The sequence below is a fragment of the Geitlerinema sp. PCC 7407 genome (assembly GCF_000317045.1).
In the GTDB taxonomy this organism is placed as follows: Bacteria; Cyanobacteriota; Cyanobacteriia; order PCC-7407; family PCC-7407; genus PCC-7407.
This window is the reverse complement of sequence record NC_019703.1, coordinates 3402784-3423981: the sequence shown is the minus strand read 5'-3', so window position 1 is coordinate 3423981 and position 21198 is coordinate 3402784. Positions and strand designations below refer to the sequence as shown.

Genomic DNA, 21198 nt, shown 5'->3' with positions numbered 1-21198 from the left:
TGATCAGTTGTCAGACTTAGTAGAAGCCCTACAAAAAGATTTGGGAGATACTAAAAAAAGGTAGGTTTGCTTGAAGCAGAAGTTAGGCAATATCAACAAGATATCCTTGAGCTTGAGCAGCAATTAGCTCAATCAATTACAACCCAAAAATTGGTTGTCTTAGACGATGCTCAAATTGTCAATCACAATGTTGATCAAATCTTCTCCACTTTTGAACAAAGGCTGAATTTACACGATGCTAATCTTATGACTCATGATGCAAACATATCTACTGCCCAAGCCACCGCTAGTGATGCAGTAAATAGAGCTAACAATGCCCAAGCTACTGCTGATAACGCCCAAGCTACTGCTAATGATGCGGTAAATAGAGCTAACAACGCCCAAGCTACTGCCAATAATGGAGTAGGAAAAGCTGATGCGGCTCAAACTACCGCTAATAGTGGAGTAAGAAAGGCTGATGCGGCTCAAACTACCGCTAATCAAGCTTTAAAGTTGGCCCAAACAGTTGATGCTAGAACTATCAACATCAGTTCAGATGGCAAAGGCAAAGCCCCAAGAATTGATGCAGGCAATAAATATTTGGCAATTCAGGCCGACGGAAATATTGTTGTGTATCAAGATGGTGGAGGAGCACTTTGGGCGACACACACCTTCAGATAGTCTTCCGCTCATTTTTCCTATGAATGCTAAATTTGATGAAGCAAAACAAAGAGTCATAGAACTGTGTCCGAGAGTATAACCAATAGACAGAACTCGATGGACTTGAGAACGAGAGTACGAACAGAAAGCTTGGGAGAAATCATTTGGCTGGGACTTCATTGCTGTCATTAATCTTCTGTTGAAGACACAGAAACAGTTTTATAGAGGACTGATTACTTACGTGGGAATTAGTTGGTAGGCTCAACCTAATAAAAAAGGCGAATTTTCAGTGTTTAGAATTTCCGTTTCTTTAGATGGTGGAGATGTTATAGTAGCTGCGCTACTGCTCGCTCTTAGCACGTTTCAAGAAGATGCACTCGTAGCCTCGTTTGAGGAAATATTCTTAACTTTTTCCTCTGAAGAAGCAGCTAAAAAATTTATCGATGAGCAAGTCGTTAAGCTTGGATGCCACAACTCGTCTCAAAACTCAGCAGATGTTGTTCTGCGACCTGACTTTGCCGGCAGCGAAAACGCCAGTAGAGCTATTTTTCATGCTATCAATGACTATAAAGATAGTCTAAAGTCCATTAATAGATTTAATCTAGTATTTCCTTCAGAAGAAACCAAGAATGGCTTCATTGAAAACGTTGGTGGCTATATCAAAACCCGTTTCAGCTCAAACGCACTTCATATTGAGTAGGAGCTATTGTCACTTGCGAGCAGGAAATAGGATAGTGAGGTGTATCTGTCTGCTGAAGCAGATATGCTTGTATTAAGATGCTCAAACAAGTAATGCATGTCTGCACGTTACATTCACTCTCGGCTCACTGCACGCCAAGTACCAGACTTGCTTCAGGCTATTCTGGTTGCAGAATTGATCGCTCCTAGTCAACATCTGTGGCTAGTGTCTCCCTGGATTTCAGACATTCCAGTCATTGATAATACGGCTAACACATTTCAAGCATTAGAGCCGTCCTGGTATCGCTCCAAGATTCGTCTCTCCCAAGTTCTTGCTTCTTTAACCAAGCAGGGAAGTATGGTTTGTGTGGCTACTCGCCCTGACCCACATAACAATAGCTTTCTAGAAACATTAAAAACCAAGGCTGACCTGGACTACTTGAGTCTTCATAAGGCAGAAGAGCTGCACTCCAAGGGAATTTTGTCAGATTCCTTTTACTTGGCTGGTTCCATGAACTTTACTTTCAATGGGATTACAGTCAACCAAGAAACACTGAGCTATGAAACTGACCCAACAGCGATCGCAGAACAAAAGCTGAATTTCAGAGCGCGTTGGGGAGGCAGGGTGTCATGAGTGCAAAAGCCAGTTTAGAGATTCGTGAGTTTTTAGAACAGTTTTTTGGTGAGGGTAACCGACTGACGCTGGAACGGGCACAAGCAAATCCTTTTCTCCAACCCTGGATTGCCCGATTAAAGAAAGGATTTCCTTCTGTACTCCCTTGCGCTCGGGAAGCAGGGACAGATTGGTATGGCATTGCCTTTACTGAGCAGCAATTTCGTGGCTTGCGAGAGGAACTTACTGCCTTTATTGGTCCAACTTGGTCAACCTTTCGAGGACAAAGAGCCTCCCTTGAACTCAGTGACCCCGTTGAAGCAGCGGTACAGGAAATAACCCAAGGAAATGCCTTTAAGTTTCAAGGGAAACGTGATCAATCCAATAATTCAACGGAAATCCGAAGTGCTTTGACCAGAATGCTCAAGGTTCTCAATCGCAAAACCAGTGGTAGCTATGAAGCACCACGAGCGACAGGGCGAGTTCTGCGAGATTTCTATACGGCATTACAGGTGGGCGATCGCTCTACTGCTGAGAAGGAACTTCAATACCTCCGCAATCAAAATCGTCTGGATACCCTGAATCTGCTGTTTCTTCGGGTACAGATGCTGGCGGAACTCCAGGCATGGAACGAGTTGTTACGCCTGCCCGAGTTGCCCGATTTATTGCAAGTTCGTCGTCCCTTTGCTGTTACCCAAGCTGTTATTCAAGCAATTTACCAATGCGAGTTAAGCCGCTTTGAAATTACGATTGCAACTCGCAGCGCTGCTGCCTATTTTCAGGAAGCTATCCTGCCCAAGTATGGAATCCTCTTCACTAACCGAGCTGGTAGCAGAGTTGCAGAGGTTGTGAAGTCTTTCATGCTTTTGGCAGTGGGAGGCGAACCTCCTAACCCAGCTTTGCGAGACGAACTGTTAACCGTTCCAGGATTGTCTGAAGCCGATCAGCGATGTATGCAGAGCTTGGCAAGGCTTCTGCCAGACACCACACCGCCTGTACCCCAATCCGAGCCTTTAGAAGAGGCGATACAAGCAGCAGAAGTTGGGAACTACGATCGCGTTCTAGCCCTTCTTCAGGAACACCCATCCTCTCAACAGTCTGTCAGGCTACTACTGGAGGCAGCTTACGAACTGCAAACCCTAGAAGCAGAGTGGGTTGCTCTACAAGCGTTTGATCAACTCTCTAATGAGGAGCAGGATGCAATTCAAGCAAGCCGGAGGAACCGAACATTCCTTGAGTCGCTGATTGGTAAAGCCCAAACTGACACAAATGCCACAGCGGATTCTGTACCCACAAATTGGTTAGAGTGGTTATCAATCCTAGACCAGAATTCAGCGTGGGAGCGAGCAGCCTATAGTGCAAGACAAGGGGCACAGGAATGGTATGTGGCACACTTGTTGGATGAACCAGGAGCGATCGCCCAATTCTTGTCGTTGCAAAATTCGATAGTGGCAAAGGCCCCAGAAACCCTTCAAGACGCTTTTCCCCATTTACTTAGCTCGTTTCAAAAAGACCCAAATTTTCCTCGTCGCGAATTTCTACCCCTCTATACCGCCATTTTAGATACCCTTGTCTTTGGCATTGTTCCAACTGGAGCAGGAGACCAGCACTTAACTCTTTTCAATGAGCTAGTCACTATCTTGTTGGCGCTAGGCGTTGATACCCAGCAGTACACCAACCTGCTTGATTACGCTCTGGATTTATGGGACTGCTATCAAGCACCCAGCACAGTTGATTGGGGACTAGACACCGTCAATATTTTTATCCTACATCCCTGTCCAGATCGAGATAGGCGATCGCAGCTTCTGTTCAAGGTTGCAGAGAGCCTGCGAGACTTTGCTAATCGGATTGATGAGGTTCAGTGGAGTATTTTCCACTCTCTTGCCAAGGATTTGAAGCTAGAGGCATCTTTTTCTGATTTGCTCGTTCAAAAGAGTGAGACGGAAGAAGCGGACCAGACCTCACAGAATATTTTCCAGAAATTGAAGAATAAAGCTGTCTTAATATATACCCTTACTGAACCAGTTGCCCAACGAGTGAAGAGCTTCCTGGAGAATACTTGTGAGGGTATTACAGTTCATCTAAGCCATGACAAGGGAGGGAGCGATCGACTGCGTCAATGGGTACAGAATGATGATTTAGTAGTAATGGTGACTGCAAGCTCTAAACATGCAGCAACTGGATTCATTGAGCAACACTGCTCTGAGGAGCGGCTACTACGTGTCAATAGTAAAGGCAGTGCCAGTTTACTACGTGAACTGCAGAATTGGCTGGGGGATGGATGAATTGAAACGGTTAAGCCTGATTATCTGAAGACTTAGATTATGGAGCGGAGGGTGTACCCGGTTCGTAATCTTCACCCGTACCTGCTGGTCGAGGGCAAAAATGTCGGAAATCACAAGCAGCGCAAGTGTCATCATCCTCGCACTGGGGAGACCAAGCATGTAAAATGTTGCCAACGTAAGCTTCTTCAACAATATCCTCTTCAGCGCGACGAACAACTTCATCAAAAGCAGTCAATGCTGCCTGCGTACTCCCATCTGTTATGGGAATAACTCGAATAGCACGTCGCAATCTAAATTCCTGGGATAGTTGGTCTGTATCATTCCCTGGTCTCCACATCCGTACGAGTTGCTCATCTCTTGATCCAGGATCTGGAACAACATCCGTTGTCCCCTCAGCGATACCTTTTTTGAGACCTTGCATCTCTTTGTCGCCAGGTGTAAGTTCATTGATATAGATTAAAATCCCGGCAGCAACAGGTAATGCATCTGGTTGACGGCTCCTAAGCCAAGCATAAGTCTGAACCTGCCAATCACCCTGTTCCCAGTAGGGTTCTGTAGAATTAGGACGTCTTGCTCCTTTATAGTCAACAATCACCTCATATTCACCAGACAGAGTCGGACAAGCTTCTTCTACACATCTGGAAATCAAGTTGTTGTCAGCAGCCTCACCAAGTGTGACATGGGTTAATACATCTATGACTCCGTGAACTTCATAATTCGAGCATCTCAATGATCGCCCGGAACTTGGAACTGCCCTTGTACCTATAACTTTCTTTTCTGCTGCCGCAATTAGGGGAAATAAGTGTGGTCCCAACTGGTTGATAGCCATTGCAACACGCTGATAACCCGAATTGCGAGCATTTTCGCTTCGGGCTTCTTTCCCCTGTTGCTTCAACGCTGACTCAACTCTATCAGCAAACTTGCCAATATCATGTAGATCCCAGTCCGGTGGAACCTCCCTCCATTCCCGTTGAGTACAGGGCCATGGAAATGGGTAGTTCCCATGATCATCCTCCCAAAATCTAAATGCTAATTCTAGAGTTCCATGAAGAAACTCCCCAAACCACTGCTGAACAGGACGAGAAGGCGGCAGCGCACTTCCATTGTGATACCTATACTGCAAGCGACACCGCAGATACGACAGTAAATCACCTGTCATGGAATAGCTAGGCACAATGTGATCTGGTCGCTTAATCTCTAGTTCCATAATTCAAATCAAAAGTAATGGAGGCTCAACTTGTATAGGGCGTCTACGCCCTGCAAAAGGTTGTCGCCACGGCCAGGTTCCATCGCGATTCCAGCCTAGTGCTACATTTGGGATCGAACCACTAAACTGTGCGCCTCGACCATAGGTTAAACACGACTCACAGCCAACCAAAATAAGCACAGACTGAGGACGGCTATAAGCAACATAGTAAAGGCGCACTAAATCATCAAACGACCGATCAAGGGGATCCCTTCCTCCTCTTAGGGGAGAGGCTAAGTGAGCTTCAACATCATCCTCCATAACTACAACATTAGATGAGTTTTGTGGAAATCTGCGGAATGCCTGTTTATGATGATTTCGAGTGAAGTGACTTCCTACATCAACAATTACCAGTGGAAATTCTAATCCTTTTGATTGGTGAATAGTCATTAATTGGAGGTAGTTACGCGGAACACTAGGCATAATATCTTCATCGACATCTACCTCATCTTCAGCAATTGGCAGGAGGGCATCTCGAATAAAACTCTGGCGGCTCAATCGACAGTGCGAGCCATTTTGCAGGATTTTCATTCCGTAAGGCGAGGCTATTCCAGCACTCGATACTGTTCTTGTAATTGCTTCAAGCCAAACTTGATGCTCAGGGTCATTTTGAAAACTAGGCATCCATGCGATTAGCTTGAATATCAACTCCAATACTGGCCAGTCGGGAGGGAAATCAGGATTTATATTTCCACGGGATACGCGCTGCCACGTCTGCACAAAATTGCCAAGACCGCCGTTATCTGAAGGATACGGATTTTGAGCAATCAACGTGTTAGCTCTATTTTTCCATTCATTTAAGAAGAAACGAGCCTCATTTGTTGGAAATACTTGGTCTACCAAATCTCCATCTGGGTCAAGACAAAGGAGGAGAAGTCCTAAAATTTGCTGAACACTTGTAATAGTTCTAAGTGCTCTACCACGAGGGTTAAAAATTTGGAGACCCTCATCTAGCATCCCATCTCTAAAAAGACCAGCAAATCTAGTTTCAGTTTCACCAATTCTTTGTTGTCTGTTGTACTTGTACTTTGCTTCTTCAACGCTATGAGCTAGTAGGACACAGTCACCCAAATCCCCTTCAGGAGTTACATTCAGTTCATACCTTTCTTCGCCTCTGCTTATGGTAAGACTACGCTCAGTGAATAACTGGCTTAACCAAGATGCTAATGATACTGCTAGGTCGTTTGGATTTGCCCGAAATAATCCAAGAACTGGCATTCCTCCTGAACCTCTTTGAGAAATAACTTCTGGTTTAGGAGGCGAAATTCTTGCAGAATTGAAATTTGGATCCCCAGTGATATGTCTGTTGTAGAAATCGACTATCTCATCAAATGAGCGGTAGTTAGCAACCATGTCAATTCGTCTCGTCTGCCGACCTGTTGCATCACTACATCTTTCTCCAAACTGCGTAAAGAGTTCAACAGAACCGCCGCGAAATCTATACATTGACTGGTCGTCATCACCAACCATCGTGACCACAGGAGCTGAAGCTGAGATAATTTCAAAGTAAATTGCTTCTTGTAAAGGGTTGGTGTCTTGATACTCGTCTATCAGAAGAGCTTGGATATCACTACTCCATTCACATAAGGTTACATTTCTCAGCCTTTGTAAAAGCTCAAGTTCTAAGAAGGCAAAATCAAATAAGTTCGTTTCTCGAAGACGAGTTTGATATGCTGTGAGAATATCAACTATATATTGATGAGCAGAACTGTCACCACTAAAACTTTGTAGATTCACCAGATCTTGTACAAGGCGCTCACACAAAGTTTTTGCAACAGATAAGGCTTCACCACGGTTACGAGGTGGATCTCCTTCAAAAGTGTACCGAGAGAAAAGTTCATCTAACTCATTCTGATGCATATCATAAACGGATCTAAAGGAGAACCGCTTAAGTAGAAGCTTTGAAGTGGCCCCTTCCGCAACAACTGGTGCAAGCTCTCCAGGAAGGCGATTTTCTGTTAAAGCTTGTTGTGCAATGCTATCTAAGGTGTCAATCCGACATCGGTTGAGATCAAGCTGATGAATGCGCTCTTGAAAATGAGGATTAGCTGACAAAGCGTTTAGGAAGGCATTACCCCAGTCAAGCCAGCGAGTTCGAAGCTCTTTCGCTGCTTTTTTAGTGAATGTCGTAATAAGTATATGTTCTGGCAGAATGTCATCCACTAAAACATGGCGCAATGCACGTAGTACTAGAACCGTTGTTTTACCAGATCCTGGTCCAGCCACAAGCATAAGAACATCGTTGCTTTCATGACCGACTCCGTCATGTTGTGCTGAGTTTCCCTCTAGGTCACGATTAAGGGTTTCACGAATAAGATTTTTGTAGGCTTCGAAGGAAATCACAAATCAAGCCACACCACTAAATTACGCACGAGACAAGTCCGCACAAAGCTTTGTGCCCATCCTTAATCTTATGTGAAAGAAGAAAAGCCACTAGCTTACTTGACGAAAGTCAATTTATTGTAAGGAACCTACAAACCTGGAAAAACTTACTATCTAAAACTTATCAATTGGCAACTTTTAAGTTTCTCCCATCATGTATACTTCCAAGGAATCGCAGAAGTATCTTGTGATTCTTAGCACAGCTCAAAATACGTTCAAATCATACTTATAGTTGTGTCTGTAATTTCAACTGAGCAATATTAAGAAAACATCCTTAGAATTGAGAATAATGCATCAATTCTTTGAGAATTAAAAAAGTATTTCATAATAATAAAAGTTCTTTCCTAAATAATAAAAACGGCTAAAAGCTGAATACTATTCGCACTTAATTGTATGGAAAAAAACTTTCTACCTGTCTTTGCTGTCAATCGACTCAATCTTCTAAGAAAGCTGCAAAGGATTAAAGGCGATTTTGGTATTTTGGCAACTTTCATCGAGTCTGATAATTTTCTTGGTTTGCTTCGATCCCAAGGTAAGCCATATTTCATTGACAGTGGTGTGTTTGAGAATAAGGGAAAACCGTGGTACTACCAAGTTGATTGTGCATTTATCGGAAATAGATGGGTTCGTGAATTTAAGTTGGCTAATCATCAACAGTTTCAGCAGCAGTTCAAAACCTTTTTCGATCGCTGTGATCGGTTTGAACCAGATTATGTGTTTGCCCCTGATGTAATTCGAGAGCCTTTATTATCGTTACATCTTGCTCGAATTGCATGGCAAGAGTATTCATCGAAGCCTAGACCCTACCAGCTAATTGGGGTTGTTCAAGTTGGAGAAAGTTTGTACAACTGGCAAGACAATTTTCAGCCTCATCTGGAGGCATTGTTGCCACATTATTACTCTCCAAAGAGCTTCCTAGTGGCTCTGATCAGTGAGTATAAAGAAATTGGCTACCAAAAAATTGCTTTAGGAGGTCTGCTCAGAGCCGAAAGTACAATGCCAATGGGATTAAAGTTTGGTTTGTCTAACGAACAGTTAGATGAACTTTTAACTTGGAGCAGACCTGACTTTGTTCTGGGTGGACTCGCATTGTCAAGATTGGAGGTTCTTAGAAAGCACCGAGTCTGGGCGGATTCGACCAATTGGCTTTGGTGGGATGCCCGTTATGACCAACAAAGATTTGGCGATCGTGATGCTTTACAAGAAGTCTTTGCGACCTCAGACAACACAAGCAGTGGGAACGACCCCTACGAACTCGCGTAATACCCTATGACAAGCATCTACAGTGGTCCGTGTGTTTTGAATGATGGGGTCACCTTTAGCTCCGACTTGCGTTACCCCCCGTTCTCGCCAGAAGGGGTCTTCCCGATGCCAGTTGATCTCCCGTAGCCTGGACAATCGCTTCATCAAGTTCTCATCAGGAACCCCCTCTACATACAAATCGCGTGCCACTAGCCCCAGAGCCTGGATCACAACGGCTGTCACTGTTAAAGTCTCCTGTCTTTGGCGATCGCGCTCCTTCTTACTAACCACCTTCCAGGGATCGTCTGGTAGCGTGCAACCAACGGCCGCCCAAAATGTCATAGCCCAATCAGCACGAGCTTCCAAATCCTTCTTTGACTTCAGATTTGGAAACATATGTTGGGTGGCAGTAACCAAAGTTGAAAACGTCATCAGTTTAGGATTGTGCTTCCCAAGCCCGTTTTCAACCATTTCCACATTGTTATGAAACTGTGGCACCCGCTCCAACAGCTTTTTCGCAATCAGCACCAATGGCGATCGCTGATCAAAAGTGTGAGCCAAAGATACGCTCGGACGCTGAACCAGCAGGTTTTGATCCCGGAATGCTTGTCGCTCTTGTTCCAGAGGTAACCCAGCGTAGATCAAAGCTCCCAACTCTAACTGAGCCAGAGCAGCCTCCTTGATTGGATCATCTTCTACATTTTTGAGCGCCTGACGAATTCCAAAACAACGGTGTTGCCCATCGGTCAGTCGCAAGCTTACGGAATGATAGGGCAGCACGATGCTACCATCCCGATAGATCGGTCGCGGTTGGACGTTAAGACAGATGGCTGGGAAGAAGGTACTGCCATCTTCATAGGTTTCCAGGATATACTGGGCGATCGTCTTTACCCTGACTGGATTGGGTTTGCGTTGGGCAAAGTCTGGTAATTCTGGATCATTTGGAACGTAGAGGCAGCCGACGTCTAATAATCGGGCAATGTCACCAAATAGCAAACTAGCAACATAGCTCTGATGTTCACTCAACAACCCACGATGCACAGGTACAGCCCGGAGGACAAGCTCCATAAAAATTCTCCTAGTGAGAGTGTATTCAAGGTGTGGACAGTGAAGAGGTGATTTCTCGCTTCTAAAAAACTTGTACCGTTTAGAGGCGTATTTAGAGGCGGGTGTAACCCACCCCAATCACATGCTGATACCGAACTCCCTGCTCGTCCTCCACCAACCACTCTGACCAATGCCCAGTAGAGTGAAACTCAATTGGCATCGCTGCTCCACGATCGTCTGCCACCTGATCAACAGCATCCTCTTTGCTTGCAGCTTCGATTTTTACAGGTCTGTAATAGGTTTCCTTGATGAAAACGTAGTAAGTACCCACAACTAACTCTCCAGTAAATGTGTAGTTAGCCATGCTGGAAGCAAACCGCTATTCCATTGCATGGATGGGAGAATATAGGTGTTCTATTTCAGTACGCTTAATATTTTTGCGATCAAGTCATCAAGGCTATTCCAATCCCACTGCACAAGGAGTAGGAGCTTGATTACCACGCAGTTGTTTATCCTAAAAATTCTGAAAACTATAATTCCGATAATTCTTGAAAACCATTGTTTGACTAATCCTGGAAAACCTGTAGGAACAGGAGAGAAAACAATCCAGATTTTTCTGGAACCGATCCCCCTTACCTCTCGAACCTGCTCCCACAAACTTGTTGGGAATTTGTGGAAGCCTCAGAATGCCTATATTGCATATTTCCAGGAATATTTCCAGGAATTACTAAAGTTGGCTGCGATCGGGAGTTGAATACTCATCGTGATTGATTTCAAGAAATTCGTTTCGAGGTAGGTACAACTGGTTGAGCACACAATCGTAACGACCTTCTGCTTCCAAGGTTTTCAAATCTTGGAAATATTCCAGGCAATTAGCGTCTGAAGGGACGCTACCATCAGCAAACGATTCTTCCAATACTCTGAATGTAGTAGCGCACAGTCGTTTCTGCTCCAGCATCCACAGATTCAATAGACAACTTTGGATTTTCAATGCTTTGCCATAGGGCAAGATACCTTGAAACAACAAGAACTTATTGATTCCAAGTAATCTCGCCAGGAATAGAGAGCTAACTAAATATCGTTTGCAGGGTAATAGGAGTGAGCGTTTTTTGAACATGAGTCGTACAAAGCCTTGGGGTAATTCAACAGTAGGAACGGTCTGCTAACTTCGTTTACCCAAATAAGGATGAATCCCACGAGTTTTAGCAAACTGCTGAGCGCGTTCAGATTCCAACCGAACCAGTCGAGCAATGTGTCCAACTAACTCCAGCGCCACCAGTATTTGCTGGGCTAACTCTGCCTGATACAGTTTCTCTGCCAGTTCACAGCACTGATATCGCAGTTCCTGAATAGAGGAGGATTGCGATATCGTTTGGTTTTGTGGTGGTATCAATGGCACATCTGCCGCGATCGCGCTTTTCAGCAATAAGTACAGGAAATTTGTTGCATCCTTTGCAAATCGTACTGTTTCAGGCAAATACCAGTTTGGCGGTTTGTCGCTGTCCCTGATCCGTAATGCCCGTTCCACTAATGCAAGTCGGTAATCTTCCAGAGATTGAGACATAAGGGCTATCCCAGTTATGGGTCATAGGAAAATCAAGCACTTGCCCGTTTGGAAGTTGGGTTGGCAGCAATTTCCATCAGCCCACCTGTTGATGTCTTGCCCATTGCACGATTCACCAAATCCATCAAAGCGTAGGCACGTTTGCTCAAGAAGGATTCAAAGTCGTCTGCTCTCAGAGTTTCTGGTTCAATCAAGTGAGATCTGAGGATTTCGTCCATCCGTCGCCGACTGATTCCTTCTGCTTCTAATACCCGCAAGTACTGGCTTGGAGCCTTTCCACCAATTTTCTGATTTGATAATCGGGACAGGGGTGTCAGGTTCACCAGGCTGTTGTACCGGTCTTTATCAATCCCCTGCTTCTTGCAGTACGCCACAGGAAAAATGTGGTGGCTGTCGATTGGGTCGTTGAACAGATTAATCTCGGCTAATGCCTCACCAGCGGCAAAATCGATCGCCCCATTTTTCCGTAGCAAAGCATTGATAGCTTTATAAACTGCTCCATGCCGCCGCCGCACAAGCAAGAGCCGTTCAGCCTGCAAATGTGCCATTTGAACCGTGTTTGGTAGTTCTCCACCCCCATTTAACCAGATAGGAACTTCTACCATATCCCGTGAGGCACGGCGTTCATGCCAGGAGGTATATAGAGCCGCACAGCTTCCGCACCAGAACCACTGCTCCAGCTTCGCCCGCACCCGATCCTGCGGATAACCTACAACCGCCAAGATTGCCGCAAGAGCAACCAACTGAATTTGGTATGGCAAATTCTCAGCCGTTTGGATTTTTTGCCCATACAAAAATCGTGCTGCTTCCTCGTAGCCTGCAACGACTTGATCAGCGTACTTCTGATAGTCTGCCAGCGACAGATCCAACACTTCCTCTCGGCTACAAGCGACTGCGGGTAGTTGTTGGGTAGGGTTGCCTGCTGCGATCGCCTGTTGGCGTTGATGATAAGTAGCGACCAGCGCCACACAAGCAATGTAATCAGTCTCTTTTACGGTCTGTAAGACCCGATGCTGCTTGAGGCGGTCCTCCCGCTTTGCCCAGTCATCTCGGAGCGAAAAGTCCTGACTGGCAAAACAAGCGGTTGCCAAATCAAAGAAGTTGAGCTGCTCTGATTGAGTGTTGACCTTTTCAAACACGCGGCAGATTGCGGTTTTTGGCAGTCCTGGCTTGAGGCGAATCACTGGCACCTGAAAATGCTCAAATCGCTTGATCACCTCTCGCTCAAATCGATCTAAAAGTTCTAGTTTGACGGGATCGTACTGCCAGTATTTGGAATACCCCTGCCGCCAGGCAGCATAGCTAAACACTTGAGCCAGGGGAAACAATCCCAGTTCGTATTCTTGCTCTGGAGAGGAACAGTTGATGGCAGGATGTCCTGCAAAGCCAGGACGAATCCGACGGTTATTGAAACCCAGAATCGACTGTTCCCGCTCAACATCAGGGTCGAGGGCTTTCTGGATGTCAACGTAATACCAGCGATCGCTCATTTTGCCATTCCGTCGGCTCTGCACTCGTACAGGGCGATTAGAGAACAAACACATAAAGAGCGTGGTACACCGCTGCTGCCCATCCAGAATTAGTTCGGTAGGAATTGGAACTTGTTCCAACTGCACTCCTTCAACCAGCCGAGAACAAACCTTCCAGGAACCATTGCACACTTCTTGCAACAAGATGCCACCGATCGGCCACCCTTGACTGACGCTTGCAAGGAGATCAATCACCAGGTCATCGTGCCAACAGAAACTGCGCTGAAGATCAGGAAGTTGAATAAAGCCCTGTTGAATCTTCAGCAACAGATCTGGCAAGGCTTCCTTGGATAAATCAAACGCTGAAATAGGTGTGTTCATTGTCGCCATGTGGAAATGGGTAGAACTCGATGTTGGCAACAATAGATCCTGGAATTGAAGTAGATCAAGTGTTCTGTCTAAATTCCTATCAAATGATAGGACCAACCAAACACATCAAGGTCGTTTTGAAGGATAAAGAATCGCTCGTAATCGTGGAGGTAGAGGACATATCACATCCCAAATGTCAGGCGGAATCTCCTGATAATGGTGGAGAAGAAAATAAAACTCTCCCAATCGACGACTGTAGACTTCCTTCAACGCATGAGGTTGTCGGTTTTGGGTCATCCATCGAGTCATCGTTGGGATGCTACACCCCGCGATCATGGCAAGTTGTTCGTAATTGAAGTCATACTCCTGGTAAAGCTGCTCTGGGCTAATACCAGGTAGTTGACAATTGACGTAGAGACGGAAGAGCGATCGCTCCACATCCCCTAAAGGCTTCTGGTCTCCAGGATGGCTCATAGATCAACCTCCTCGCGATCGTTCAGGTGGAAAAGGAATCAACTCCAAATCCTCCTCACCAACCCAATCCACTGCAACCCACTGCCTTGACGGACTATCAACATCAAGCAGCAGCAAGTATAGCCATGACCATTCAGACGATGAGCGATCGTGGTTGGTTGGAATATAAACGTGACCAATAACCGTCCCCCAATCCGTATTTGGGTTGGGTATCCATCGACACCGACTTCCCAAACTAAATTTAGGTGCAGAAGCCATCGTTGGAAACTCAGCGGGAAGCTTACAAGAGTCGAGTTCTGAGAATTGCAGCACAGTCAGATTTCCGAGAAATCCCTTGAAGACAGTCAAATCACCCCTCCTTGTCTGCTGATTTGGGTTGTCGTTTGAGCAATCTTCAAGCCTCTCCATAACAAGTGACAGTGATTCGCAAGATTTTTGCCCAAACCCGGCTTAATGAGCCAATGACCCAAATTGCCGCTCACCCGTATATGTCAAATCAATGCAGCGGACACAACCTATTTTTACGGGCCAAGGAATGGGGTAACTACTCCCCCAATACCCACAGTAAAATGATCTACCCACAGCAACAAGAAAAACTTGCCAATTGGCAAGCAGCTTTTTATCGCTTCCGATGTTTTTTGATGTACATCTCACGGAGGGTCTGAAGATACTCCGGCTCAGTTTCGATCGTCGTCCAGATATGGTGAGCAAGCGCAAGCTTCTGCTTGTGCTTCTCGGAGGGGAATCTACGATGCTCTCCCTGCGAGAACCAGTGGTTCACCGTCGTCAGTGAACAGTCGCAGATGTAAGCCAGTTCCTCTCTTGTCACATCCCAGTGTTTCAGAAACTCATCGAGTTCCATGCTGTCATCTTCTAATGGCTGGAGATACGCTTCTAACGCAGTCCAGTGTCTATGAGCCGGGGTCTGTGGAGCAATAGCCATTGTCATCTTGTTTGTCACGGTGACAAGTTTAGGCTATCATATGCTTACCAGTTTAGATTTATCTTCTAAGGTATGTAGGAAGAATCAAGAGTTAGTGATTGACGGTGTTGCTTTCACTTTTCTCATTGCCGCTAAGTAATGCATACCTTCAGTTTGGTGAGGCAGTGTAGGCAGGGTCAAAATTCCAAAGATCAGAGAAAACTCGTTGTGTGGAAGAGTTATGCCTATCATCACCGTTGAGTGCCTATTGGCTGCTAGCGAAGAGACTCGTCAATATGTATGGTCGCTTATGGTGCAGCATGCAGTCCTTGTAAGAGAGCTTTTGGAAAGAGCCGCTCAGCATCCAGATTTTGAAAGATGGCAGAGTGCTGGCAATTTACCAGCAAAAGCTGTAGAACGCCTTGCCAAAGAATCAAGTAATGAAGAACCTCCGTTGCTTTTAGAGCCACGCTTCAGCCAACTACCTGATCGATTTTATAAATCAGCGATTTCTACCGTCCAGACTACTTATAAATCATGGCTTGCCTTACAGCATGGACGGCAACAACAACGTAATAGAAAGCAGCTCTGGCTAGATATCGTAGAAGACGATTTGCTCACGGAATATGATGAATCTCAACTGGATTCAATCATAAAAAAGGCTCATGAAATTCTATCTCAACTTTTGTCCGAGATGAAAAAGGAAGCCAATGAAACGTCGGAAGATAAAAAAGTTAGGAGGAAAAAAGCCACAAAAAAGAAAGATAAGGCTCAAACAGATTCAGAAGAAATGCAAGAAGAAAGAAAATTTATATCAATATACAAGCTGAATAAACTGTATAACTCTTCAACGGATGCTGTGACACGACGTGCCATTGCCCATCTGGTCAGAAATCATTCTCAAGTGAATGAAGAGGAAGATCCAGATAAGATTCCTTTAGAGATTGAGAAAACCAGAATTGAAATTGAGCGTTTGGATCAACAACTGAAGAGCCAATTGCCAAAGGGGCGAGATCCTTTTGGAACGCAGTACCAGAAGAATTTAGAGTTTGCTACTGAATTGCCAAGCAAACTTTCAACTTCTGAAGAGGATGTCTCAGAATTCATTAAATGGAATGCGGAAGAAGGGCAAAGACGAATTGCTGTTATGAGATTGCCAAAATCTTTACCCTACCCAATTAGTTTTGGTAGCAATACCGATCTTCGATGGTTCCAAGAGACACAGGAGCGTAAAACCCTCAAGGGTAAGAAAACAAACAAACCAAGAAACCAAATCATTGTCCGTTTTCAGGGATTGAAAAACCATAGCTTTAAGATCCTGTGCGATCGCCGTCAGTTACCACATTTTCAACAGTTTGTAACTGACTGGAAAACGTACCAAGAGTTGGACAGGAAAGGAAAAGCTGACTCAGAGAAGTGCTCTGCCAGTCTATTTTTACTCCGGTCTGCTCGTTTGATATGGAGGGAGGACAATCGGGTTCCACCCAAAAGCCTTCGCAAGAAGAAAGGGAAACAGAAAAATAACGCGGTAGTGGCATCGGGCAAGAATGTTGGCAGTTCTTCAGACAACCGAAAAACTGAACCTTGGAATACTCATCGGTTGTATCTTCAATGCTCGATCGATACTCGCTTGCTTACTGCAGAAGGAACTGAGGAGGTACGGCAGGAAGAGATTGGTCAGATCATTAAACAGTTGGAGGGCGATTCAAAGGATTCCAGAAAGAAGAAAGCGGTTACTGACAATCAGGAACTAACTGCTGGGCAAATGGCAGACAGGAAAAGGAAATCATCTACACTGACTCGACTTAATAATAAATCTGCTTTTTCACGCCCTAGCAAAAAACCTTATCAAGGACAGCCTGACATCGTGGTTGGGGTAAGTTTTAGCCGACACAAGCCTGCTACTGCTGTAGTGTGGGATGCAAAGGAGGACAAAATTCTAGAAACTCAAACTGTGCGTCAATTACTGGTTGACCGGAAGGTACAGGATAAAAGAGGAAATCAGACTATTGTTCAATTAAAGTTTCAACAGTATAGGTTGGTTGGTCGTCATCAACGATTGCGTCGAAATAGATTGCGCCGTCGTAATCAAGAGCGAAGTCGAGGTATGTACCAGCAATCCAAATCAGAAACAAATCTGGGTCTGTATGTGGACAGACTTTTGGCAGCTAGAATTGTCGAGCTAGCAATCAAATGGAAAGCTGGCAGTATTACTCTACCAAAGATCGAAAACATTCGTGAAAGTGTTGAAAGTGAAATAAGAGCAAGAGCTGAAAAGAAATTTCCTGGTTTGAAGGAAGCCCAGGATAAGTATGCTAAAGAGTTTCGGATCAGTTTTCATCAATGGAGTTACGGTCGGCTTGATACCGCCATTCGCTCTAAAGCAGCCCGTGTTGGAGTTTTGATTGAGACAGCATGGCAACCGGTGTCTGGAGATTTACAGGACAAGGCAAAAGACCTTGCCCAAGCTGCCTACTACACCCGAGAGTCTGCCGAAAGGTAGAAATAGTTTTTGCACCTTGACAATAGAATTAGAGCAATTCCGCCGCTATCGCATTGGCGAGTGCATAAAATAAGGGTAAGTTTACTGCTCAACGAGCAGGTACTTTCTAGCCTGGTGGTTCTGTTGCTGTATCAACGCTTTGACATCCATTACAGGTATCAAAGTTCAGTAACAGTTTTCTGTCGCTATGTGGATGGCTTAGGTTCTCCATCATGAGTACCAAAGTCCAATGACATCTGTAGGCTTAGCCTACTGTTCGGGGTCAGGTCTGGCGAGCCTGATACCAGGGAGTAAAGCTCTTTCAGCTAATCGGTTGATAAGGGTGCAGACGTACTGCGAGACAGCCACTAAAGTTTCCCCGATCAAGGGGACCTTCCTCAATTTTTGACAAACTAAAGCTAGGGACAACTTCCCGGTAGGTTTGCCAGAATCCAAATCCTTTATACGTAAGGGTTCAGAATCCTACATTTAAATGATTTATTCAAACAGAAAAGTTAACCTCTAAAATCTGTTTGGTTGGACAGAACAGGTTGCCGAAACCTGATTATGTTTGGATTTGGCTACCGGGAGTTGCGATCGCCCTTCCGGTACTGGAAGGGTTGAAAGTCCAGGCGGGATCATCGCGCCGAGAGTTTGTTCGTCCAGCAGAGTTGCGATCGCCCTTCCGGTACTGGAAGGGTTGAAAGCAACACTCCGTTTTCGCCTGACAACCTACTCCGCAGAGTTGCGATCGCCCTTCCGGTACTGGAAGGGCTGAAAGTAAGGTCACGGCAAATACATTACCGCAGCAGTCAAGTTCCAATTGCTTTCTCAGCATCAGCCAGTCTAGAAACAACTGGAATAAGGAGTGAGCATTAGGAAGCACAGCTTTGCACTGCTGTTCCGACATTAGAAGGGATACAGCTTTGGTTCTCTAGGTTGCGTCTTTATCAAAGTTGCGATTCGCCCTCTCGACACCAAACTGAGTGGGTTTGTATTTGTTCGAGCATGAGCTACTATGCTCACCCTCCTGTGCAGAAGAATTGAAAGTAAGAAACTGGCAATACATCATTCCATTCAGATTTACTAAATCTGGTTAGTCTGAAGAATGCGCTTTGAAAGCTTGACAGCGAGATGCCCATTAACAACCAAGTGGCTATCGACGAAGGAAGGTTTGAAAGAGGCAGGGGTCTGCAAAAGTTATCTTACTTCATCACGAGTGGGCTATGGTTAGATTAAGTCTTATGTGGCAAAATCAGGAATACGTCCAAATGTCAACTGCGACATTAATTCGTGAAACGTGCCCCAAATTGCCCAAACGACATTAATTTGTGAAATGGGTGTCAAAACTAGCCCAAACGACACGAATTCGTGAAACACGACAAAGAATTCGTGATTGTACACTTTTGGGCATAAAAATTTGAAGGCGGCACCCAGATTCGAACTGGGGGTAAAGGATTTGCAGTCCTCTGCCTTACCACTTGGCCATGCCGCCGTAACTCTGGGGAATCAATATAACAAATATGAGTGCGATCGCGAAACCCCCTAGGACCATATTTCCCAAAATCTATGGCTGAGGAGTGCTTGCAGAGAGATCGAGCGCGTCTGGCGTAAGGTCAAAATCCTCCAGAGAGAGCCCACCGACAGCCCGAATCTGCACTTGGCGACCCTCCTCGGTGGGGGCGATCTGGATATGTAGATAGGCGGGCGGCGTGTAGGTGAGGCGTTCGGGCCATTCGATGGCGACGATGCCGGGTTCTACCTCGAAGCCTTCCCAGTAGGTTTCGATACTGAGGGCATCCGCTTCGGCGGGTTCGAGACGGTACAGATCGAAGTGATACAGCGGTAGGCGGCCCTCTAGATACTCCTGGATGAGGGTAAAGGTCGGACTGACGAGGGGTTCGGTGATGCCGAGGCCTTCACCGAGGCCCTGGACGAGGGTGGTTTTGCCGCTGCCGAGGTCTCCCTCGAGGAGCAGGATGCTGCCCACGGGGAGCGATCGCCCGAGAGAGCGCCCGAAGCTTTGAGTTGCCTCAGCATTTGGCAGATACAGCGTGGCAGTGTTGGGTTGGTTCATGATCTGCTGAGCGCTCAAAGTCCTTCAACGCGGCTGTACCACTTCAGCAAGACCCGAGCGAGACGCTCTGGGCTGTGGCGCACGAGGGCTGTTTTTTCGTCCTCGTCCATGACGTTGGCTAGAACGATGCGCCGACCTAAGTTAATTACTTTTTCGCGATCGAGGGCGACGGCGTAGGAGCCCTCTTGGGCATAGTTGATCAAAGCCTGGGCGGAGGGCGTTTTCTTTTGGACGAGCACCGCATTGAAGAGGCGACGGCCGCCGCAGGCTTCATCAATGGCGCGGATGTGGTCGCTCACGGTGTAGCCCTGGGTTTCTCCGGGCTGGGTCATGATGTTGCAGATATAGATGCTGGGAACCTGGCGCTGGGCGATCGCCTCTGCGATTTCTGGGACCAGCAAGTTTGGAATCACGCTGGTGTAGAGGCTGCCGGGACCAATGATGATGTAGTCCGCTTCGCGGATGGCGCGCAGGACCCGAGGCAGGGCGGGAGGATTGGCGGGGATACAGCCAATGCTGCGAATGGTGCCTTTGGCCTCTGTAATGCTGGATTCACCTTCGATGCGGCGTCCGTCCGCCAGGGTGGCCCATAGACGCACATCGCTCAGGGTCGCGGGCAAAACTTGGCCGCGCACGGCGAGGACTTTGGAGCTGGCGCTGATGGCTTGCTCCAGATCGCCGGTGATCTCGCTCATGGCCGTGAGGAACAGGTTGCCAAAGCTGTGGCCGACTAGGCCATCGCCGGCGCGAAAGCGGTACTGAAACAGCTCGGTGAGCAGTTTCTCTTCATCGGCGAGGGCAGCTAGACAGTTGCGAATGTCGCCGGGCGGCAGGACGCCGATTTCTCGCCGCAGACGGCCAGAGGAGCCGCCATCATCGGCGACGGTAACGATGGCGGTGATGTTGGCGCTGTATTCTTTGAGGCCTCGCAGCAGGGTCGAGAGGCCGGTGCCGCCTCCGATGGCGACGATTTTGGGGCCGCGATTGAGGCGACGATGGGTCAGCAGGACGTCAACCAGCTCTTCGTCCCCTTCTGGCATGAGGACTTCGGTGATGGAGCCGAGGGTCCGGGTCTGCCCCCAAAAGATGAGCATGAGTCCTGAAATGATGGCGACAGGACCGCTGATATAGTTGGGGACGAGGGTGGCGATCGTCCCTAAAACCTGTGCGACCAGCTCGATCAGATAGTGGACGGGGGTGAGATTGACCCAGGTGGCTAGCCCGAGGCTAGCGAGCAGAACGCCGCCGGCACTGACCAAGAGCCATCGTTTGACCAAAAGACCAGGGGCGAGCCATTTGAACCACTGGTTGACGCGGTTGGGGGTCCGATAGCGCGACTCCCGCTTGAGGGTGTGTAGGGCTTGTTTTAAGGTGCTAAATGCCATTGGGAACCGAGGTCAGACATGGGGTGGGGCAAAGAAGCGAACTGGGGGGCACAGGCGATCGCAACAGAGGCTGGGAGAAATACCCAGAATAGATGTAGAAGAAATGCCTTGACTGTATCAGTCCATCCTGGGTCGGTTCTAGTCCAGTTTGGACTCAATCTGAGGATGGAAGGTTGCTGAGCCGGGAAGGAAAAGCGGCGATCGCCTTGAGGGAATCGCCGAATTAGCGGAATCAGTACCAAACCGCCAGAACGACAAAGCTATACTGCTAGGGGCGCAGCCCCGTTTGGGTGCGCTGGGGTGTCCCAGCATTGGCCGCGATCG

Annotated in this window: 16 protein-coding genes, 1 tRNA gene and 1 CRISPR repeat array; of the genes, 6 read left to right on the top strand and 11 right to left on the bottom strand. The window is 46.7% G+C overall.

Annotated elements, in window-relative coordinates:
- Nucleotides 1–66: 66 nt before the first annotated feature.
- The 4 genes from GEI7407_RS13905 (at nucleotide 67) to dpdD (ending at nucleotide 4215) form a co-directional block, all read left to right on the top strand.
- Nucleotides 67–660 carry a hypothetical protein gene (locus GEI7407_RS13905; protein ID WP_041268454.1) on the top strand — a complete coding sequence of 198 codons (594 nt, stop codon included), beginning with the start codon at nucleotides 67–69 and terminating at the stop codon, nucleotides 658–660.
- Between the two features lie 268 nt (nucleotides 661–928).
- On the top strand, nucleotides 929–1339 hold the full coding sequence (locus tag GEI7407_RS21125; protein ID WP_150109797.1) for a hypothetical protein: 411 nt from the start codon (nucleotides 929–931) through the stop codon (nucleotides 1337–1339).
- A 96-nt stretch (nucleotides 1340–1435) separates the two neighbouring features.
- On the top strand, nucleotides 1436–1951 hold the full coding sequence (gene dpdK, locus GEI7407_RS13900; RefSeq protein WP_015172832.1) for a phospholipase D-like domain-containing protein DpdK: 516 nt from the start codon (nucleotides 1436–1438) through the stop codon (nucleotides 1949–1951).
- Nucleotides 1948–4215, top strand: coding sequence for a protein DpdD (gene dpdD / locus GEI7407_RS13895; protein WP_015172831.1), 2268 nt, complete (start codon nucleotides 1948–1950; stop codon nucleotides 4213–4215). The genes dpdK and dpdD overlap by 4 nt, the downstream gene beginning before the upstream one ends.
- Nucleotides 4216–4252: 37 nt before the next feature.
- Here the strand turns inward: dpdD and GEI7407_RS20350 are convergent, their stop codons facing one another.
- Nucleotides 4253–5422, bottom strand: a complete 1170-nt coding sequence (locus GEI7407_RS20350; RefSeq protein ID WP_015172830.1) for a PD-(D/E)XK nuclease family protein — start codon at nucleotides 5420–5422, stop codon at nucleotides 4253–4255.
- Between the two features lie 3 nt (nucleotides 5423–5425).
- Nucleotides 5426–7804: a UvrD-helicase domain-containing protein gene (locus GEI7407_RS20345; RefSeq protein WP_015172829.1), complete on the bottom strand. Its 2379-nt coding sequence runs from the start codon at nucleotides 7802–7804 to the stop codon at nucleotides 5426–5428.
- Nucleotides 7805–8236: 432 nt separating this feature from the next.
- Here GEI7407_RS20345 and GEI7407_RS20340 point away from each other — a divergent pair, with 432 nt between their 5' ends.
- Nucleotides 8237–9106, top strand: a complete 870-nt coding sequence (locus tag GEI7407_RS20340) for a hypothetical protein (protein ID WP_015172828.1) — start codon at nucleotides 8237–8239, stop codon at nucleotides 9104–9106.
- On the opposite strand, the gene GEI7407_RS13885 is transcribed toward GEI7407_RS20340, so the two are convergent.
- From GEI7407_RS13885 to GEI7407_RS13865, 6 genes are all read right to left on the bottom strand, one after another.
- Nucleotides 9062–10153, bottom strand: coding sequence for a DNA sulfur modification protein DndB (locus tag GEI7407_RS13885; protein ID WP_015172827.1), 1092 nt, complete (start codon nucleotides 10151–10153; stop codon nucleotides 9062–9064). The genes GEI7407_RS20340 and GEI7407_RS13885 overlap by 45 nt on opposite strands.
- 91 nt (nucleotides 10154–10244) lie before the next feature.
- Entirely contained in the window at nucleotides 10245–10463 is a 219-nt protein-coding gene (locus tag GEI7407_RS13880) for a hypothetical protein (RefSeq protein ID WP_150109796.1), read from the bottom strand.
- A gap of 396 nt (nucleotides 10464–10859) precedes the next feature.
- Nucleotides 10860–11249: a hypothetical protein gene (locus tag GEI7407_RS21120; RefSeq protein ID WP_015172825.1), complete on the bottom strand. Its 390-nt coding sequence runs from the start codon at nucleotides 11247–11249 to the stop codon at nucleotides 10860–10862.
- 45 nt (nucleotides 11250–11294) lie between these two features.
- The gene (locus GEI7407_RS21115) at nucleotides 11295–11696 is read right to left on the bottom strand and encodes a hypothetical protein (RefSeq protein WP_150109795.1); all 402 of its coding nucleotides are present in this window, start codon (nucleotides 11694–11696) and stop codon (nucleotides 11295–11297) included.
- A 32-nt stretch (nucleotides 11697–11728) separates the two neighbouring features.
- Nucleotides 11729–13546, bottom strand: coding sequence for a DUF262 domain-containing protein (locus GEI7407_RS13870; RefSeq protein ID WP_015172824.1), 1818 nt, complete (start codon nucleotides 13544–13546; stop codon nucleotides 11729–11731).
- Nucleotides 13547–14627: 1081 nt separating this feature from the next.
- On the bottom strand, nucleotides 14628–14951 hold the full coding sequence (locus GEI7407_RS13865) for a hypothetical protein (protein ID WP_223294430.1): 324 nt from the start codon (nucleotides 14949–14951) through the stop codon (nucleotides 14628–14630).
- A 220-nt stretch (nucleotides 14952–15171) separates the two neighbouring features.
- Between GEI7407_RS13865 and cas12k the strand changes: the two genes are divergently transcribed.
- Entirely contained in the window at nucleotides 15172–17433 is a 2262-nt protein-coding gene (cas12k, locus tag GEI7407_RS19665) for a type V CRISPR-associated protein Cas12k (protein WP_015172821.1), read from the top strand.
- Nucleotides 17434–17999: 566 nt separating this feature from the next.
- Nucleotides 18000–18194: a CRISPR direct-repeat array (repeat unit 32 nt; unit sequence GAGTTGCGATCGCCCTTCCGGTACTGGAAGGG).
- Between the two features lie 642 nt (nucleotides 18195–18836).
- Here the strand turns inward: cas12k and GEI7407_RS13855 are convergent.
- From GEI7407_RS13855 to yvcK, 3 genes are all read right to left on the bottom strand, one after another.
- A tRNA-Cys gene (locus GEI7407_RS13855) sits at nucleotides 18837–18907 on the bottom strand.
- Between the two features lie 72 nt (nucleotides 18908–18979).
- Nucleotides 18980–19489 carry a bifunctional alanine racemase/tRNA (adenosine(37)-N6)-threonylcarbamoyltransferase complex ATPase subunit type 1 TsaE gene (locus GEI7407_RS13850; RefSeq protein WP_015172820.1) on the bottom strand — a complete coding sequence of 170 codons (510 nt, stop codon included), beginning with the start codon at nucleotides 19487–19489 and terminating at the stop codon, nucleotides 18980–18982.
- Nucleotides 19490–19503: 14 nt separating this feature from the next.
- The gene (gene yvcK, locus GEI7407_RS13845; protein WP_015172819.1) at nucleotides 19504–20874 is read right to left on the bottom strand and encodes a gluconeogenesis factor YvcK family protein; all 1371 of its coding nucleotides are present in this window, start codon (nucleotides 20872–20874) and stop codon (nucleotides 19504–19506) included.
- Nucleotides 20875–21198 lie beyond the last annotated feature (324 nt).

What these genes read in the sequence shown, in the direction of transcription:
- GEI7407_RS21115 (WP_150109795.1), bottom strand. Translation starts at nt 11,696, where the DNA reads ATGTCTCAATCTCTGGAAGATTACCGACTTGCATTAGTGGAACGGGCA.
- GEI7407_RS20340 (WP_015172828.1), top strand. Translation starts at nt 8,237, where the DNA reads ATGGAAAAAAACTTTCTACCTGTCTTTGCTGTCAATCGACTCAATCTT.
- dpdK (WP_015172832.1), top strand. Translation starts at nt 1,436, where the DNA reads ATGTCTGCACGTTACATTCACTCTCGGCTCACTGCACGCCAAGTACCA.
- GEI7407_RS21120 (WP_015172825.1), bottom strand. Translation starts at nt 11,249, where the DNA reads ATGTTCAAAAAACGCTCACTCCTATTACCCTGCAAACGATATTTAGTT.
- cas12k (WP_015172821.1), top strand. Translation starts at nt 15,172, where the DNA reads ATGCCTATCATCACCGTTGAGTGCCTATTGGCTGCTAGCGAAGAGACT.
- dpdD (WP_015172831.1), top strand. Translation starts at nt 1,948, where the DNA reads ATGAGTGCAAAAGCCAGTTTAGAGATTCGTGAGTTTTTAGAACAGTTT.
- GEI7407_RS13885 (WP_015172827.1), bottom strand. Translation starts at nt 10,153, where the DNA reads ATGGAGCTTGTCCTCCGGGCTGTACCTGTGCATCGTGGGTTGTTGAGT.
- GEI7407_RS20350 (WP_015172830.1), bottom strand. Translation starts at nt 5,422, where the DNA reads ATGGAACTAGAGATTAAGCGACCAGATCACATTGTGCCTAGCTATTCC.
- GEI7407_RS13865 (WP_223294430.1), bottom strand. Translation starts at nt 14,951, where the DNA reads ATGGCTATTGCTCCACAGACCCCGGCTCATAGACACTGGACTGCGTTA.
- yvcK (WP_015172819.1), bottom strand. Translation starts at nt 20,874, where the DNA reads ATGGCATTTAGCACCTTAAAACAAGCCCTACACACCCTCAAGCGGGAG.
- GEI7407_RS13870 (WP_015172824.1), bottom strand. Translation starts at nt 13,546, where the DNA reads ATGAACACACCTATTTCAGCGTTTGATTTATCCAAGGAAGCCTTGCCA.
- GEI7407_RS13850 (WP_015172820.1), bottom strand. Translation starts at nt 19,489, where the DNA reads ATGAACCAACCCAACACTGCCACGCTGTATCTGCCAAATGCTGAGGCA.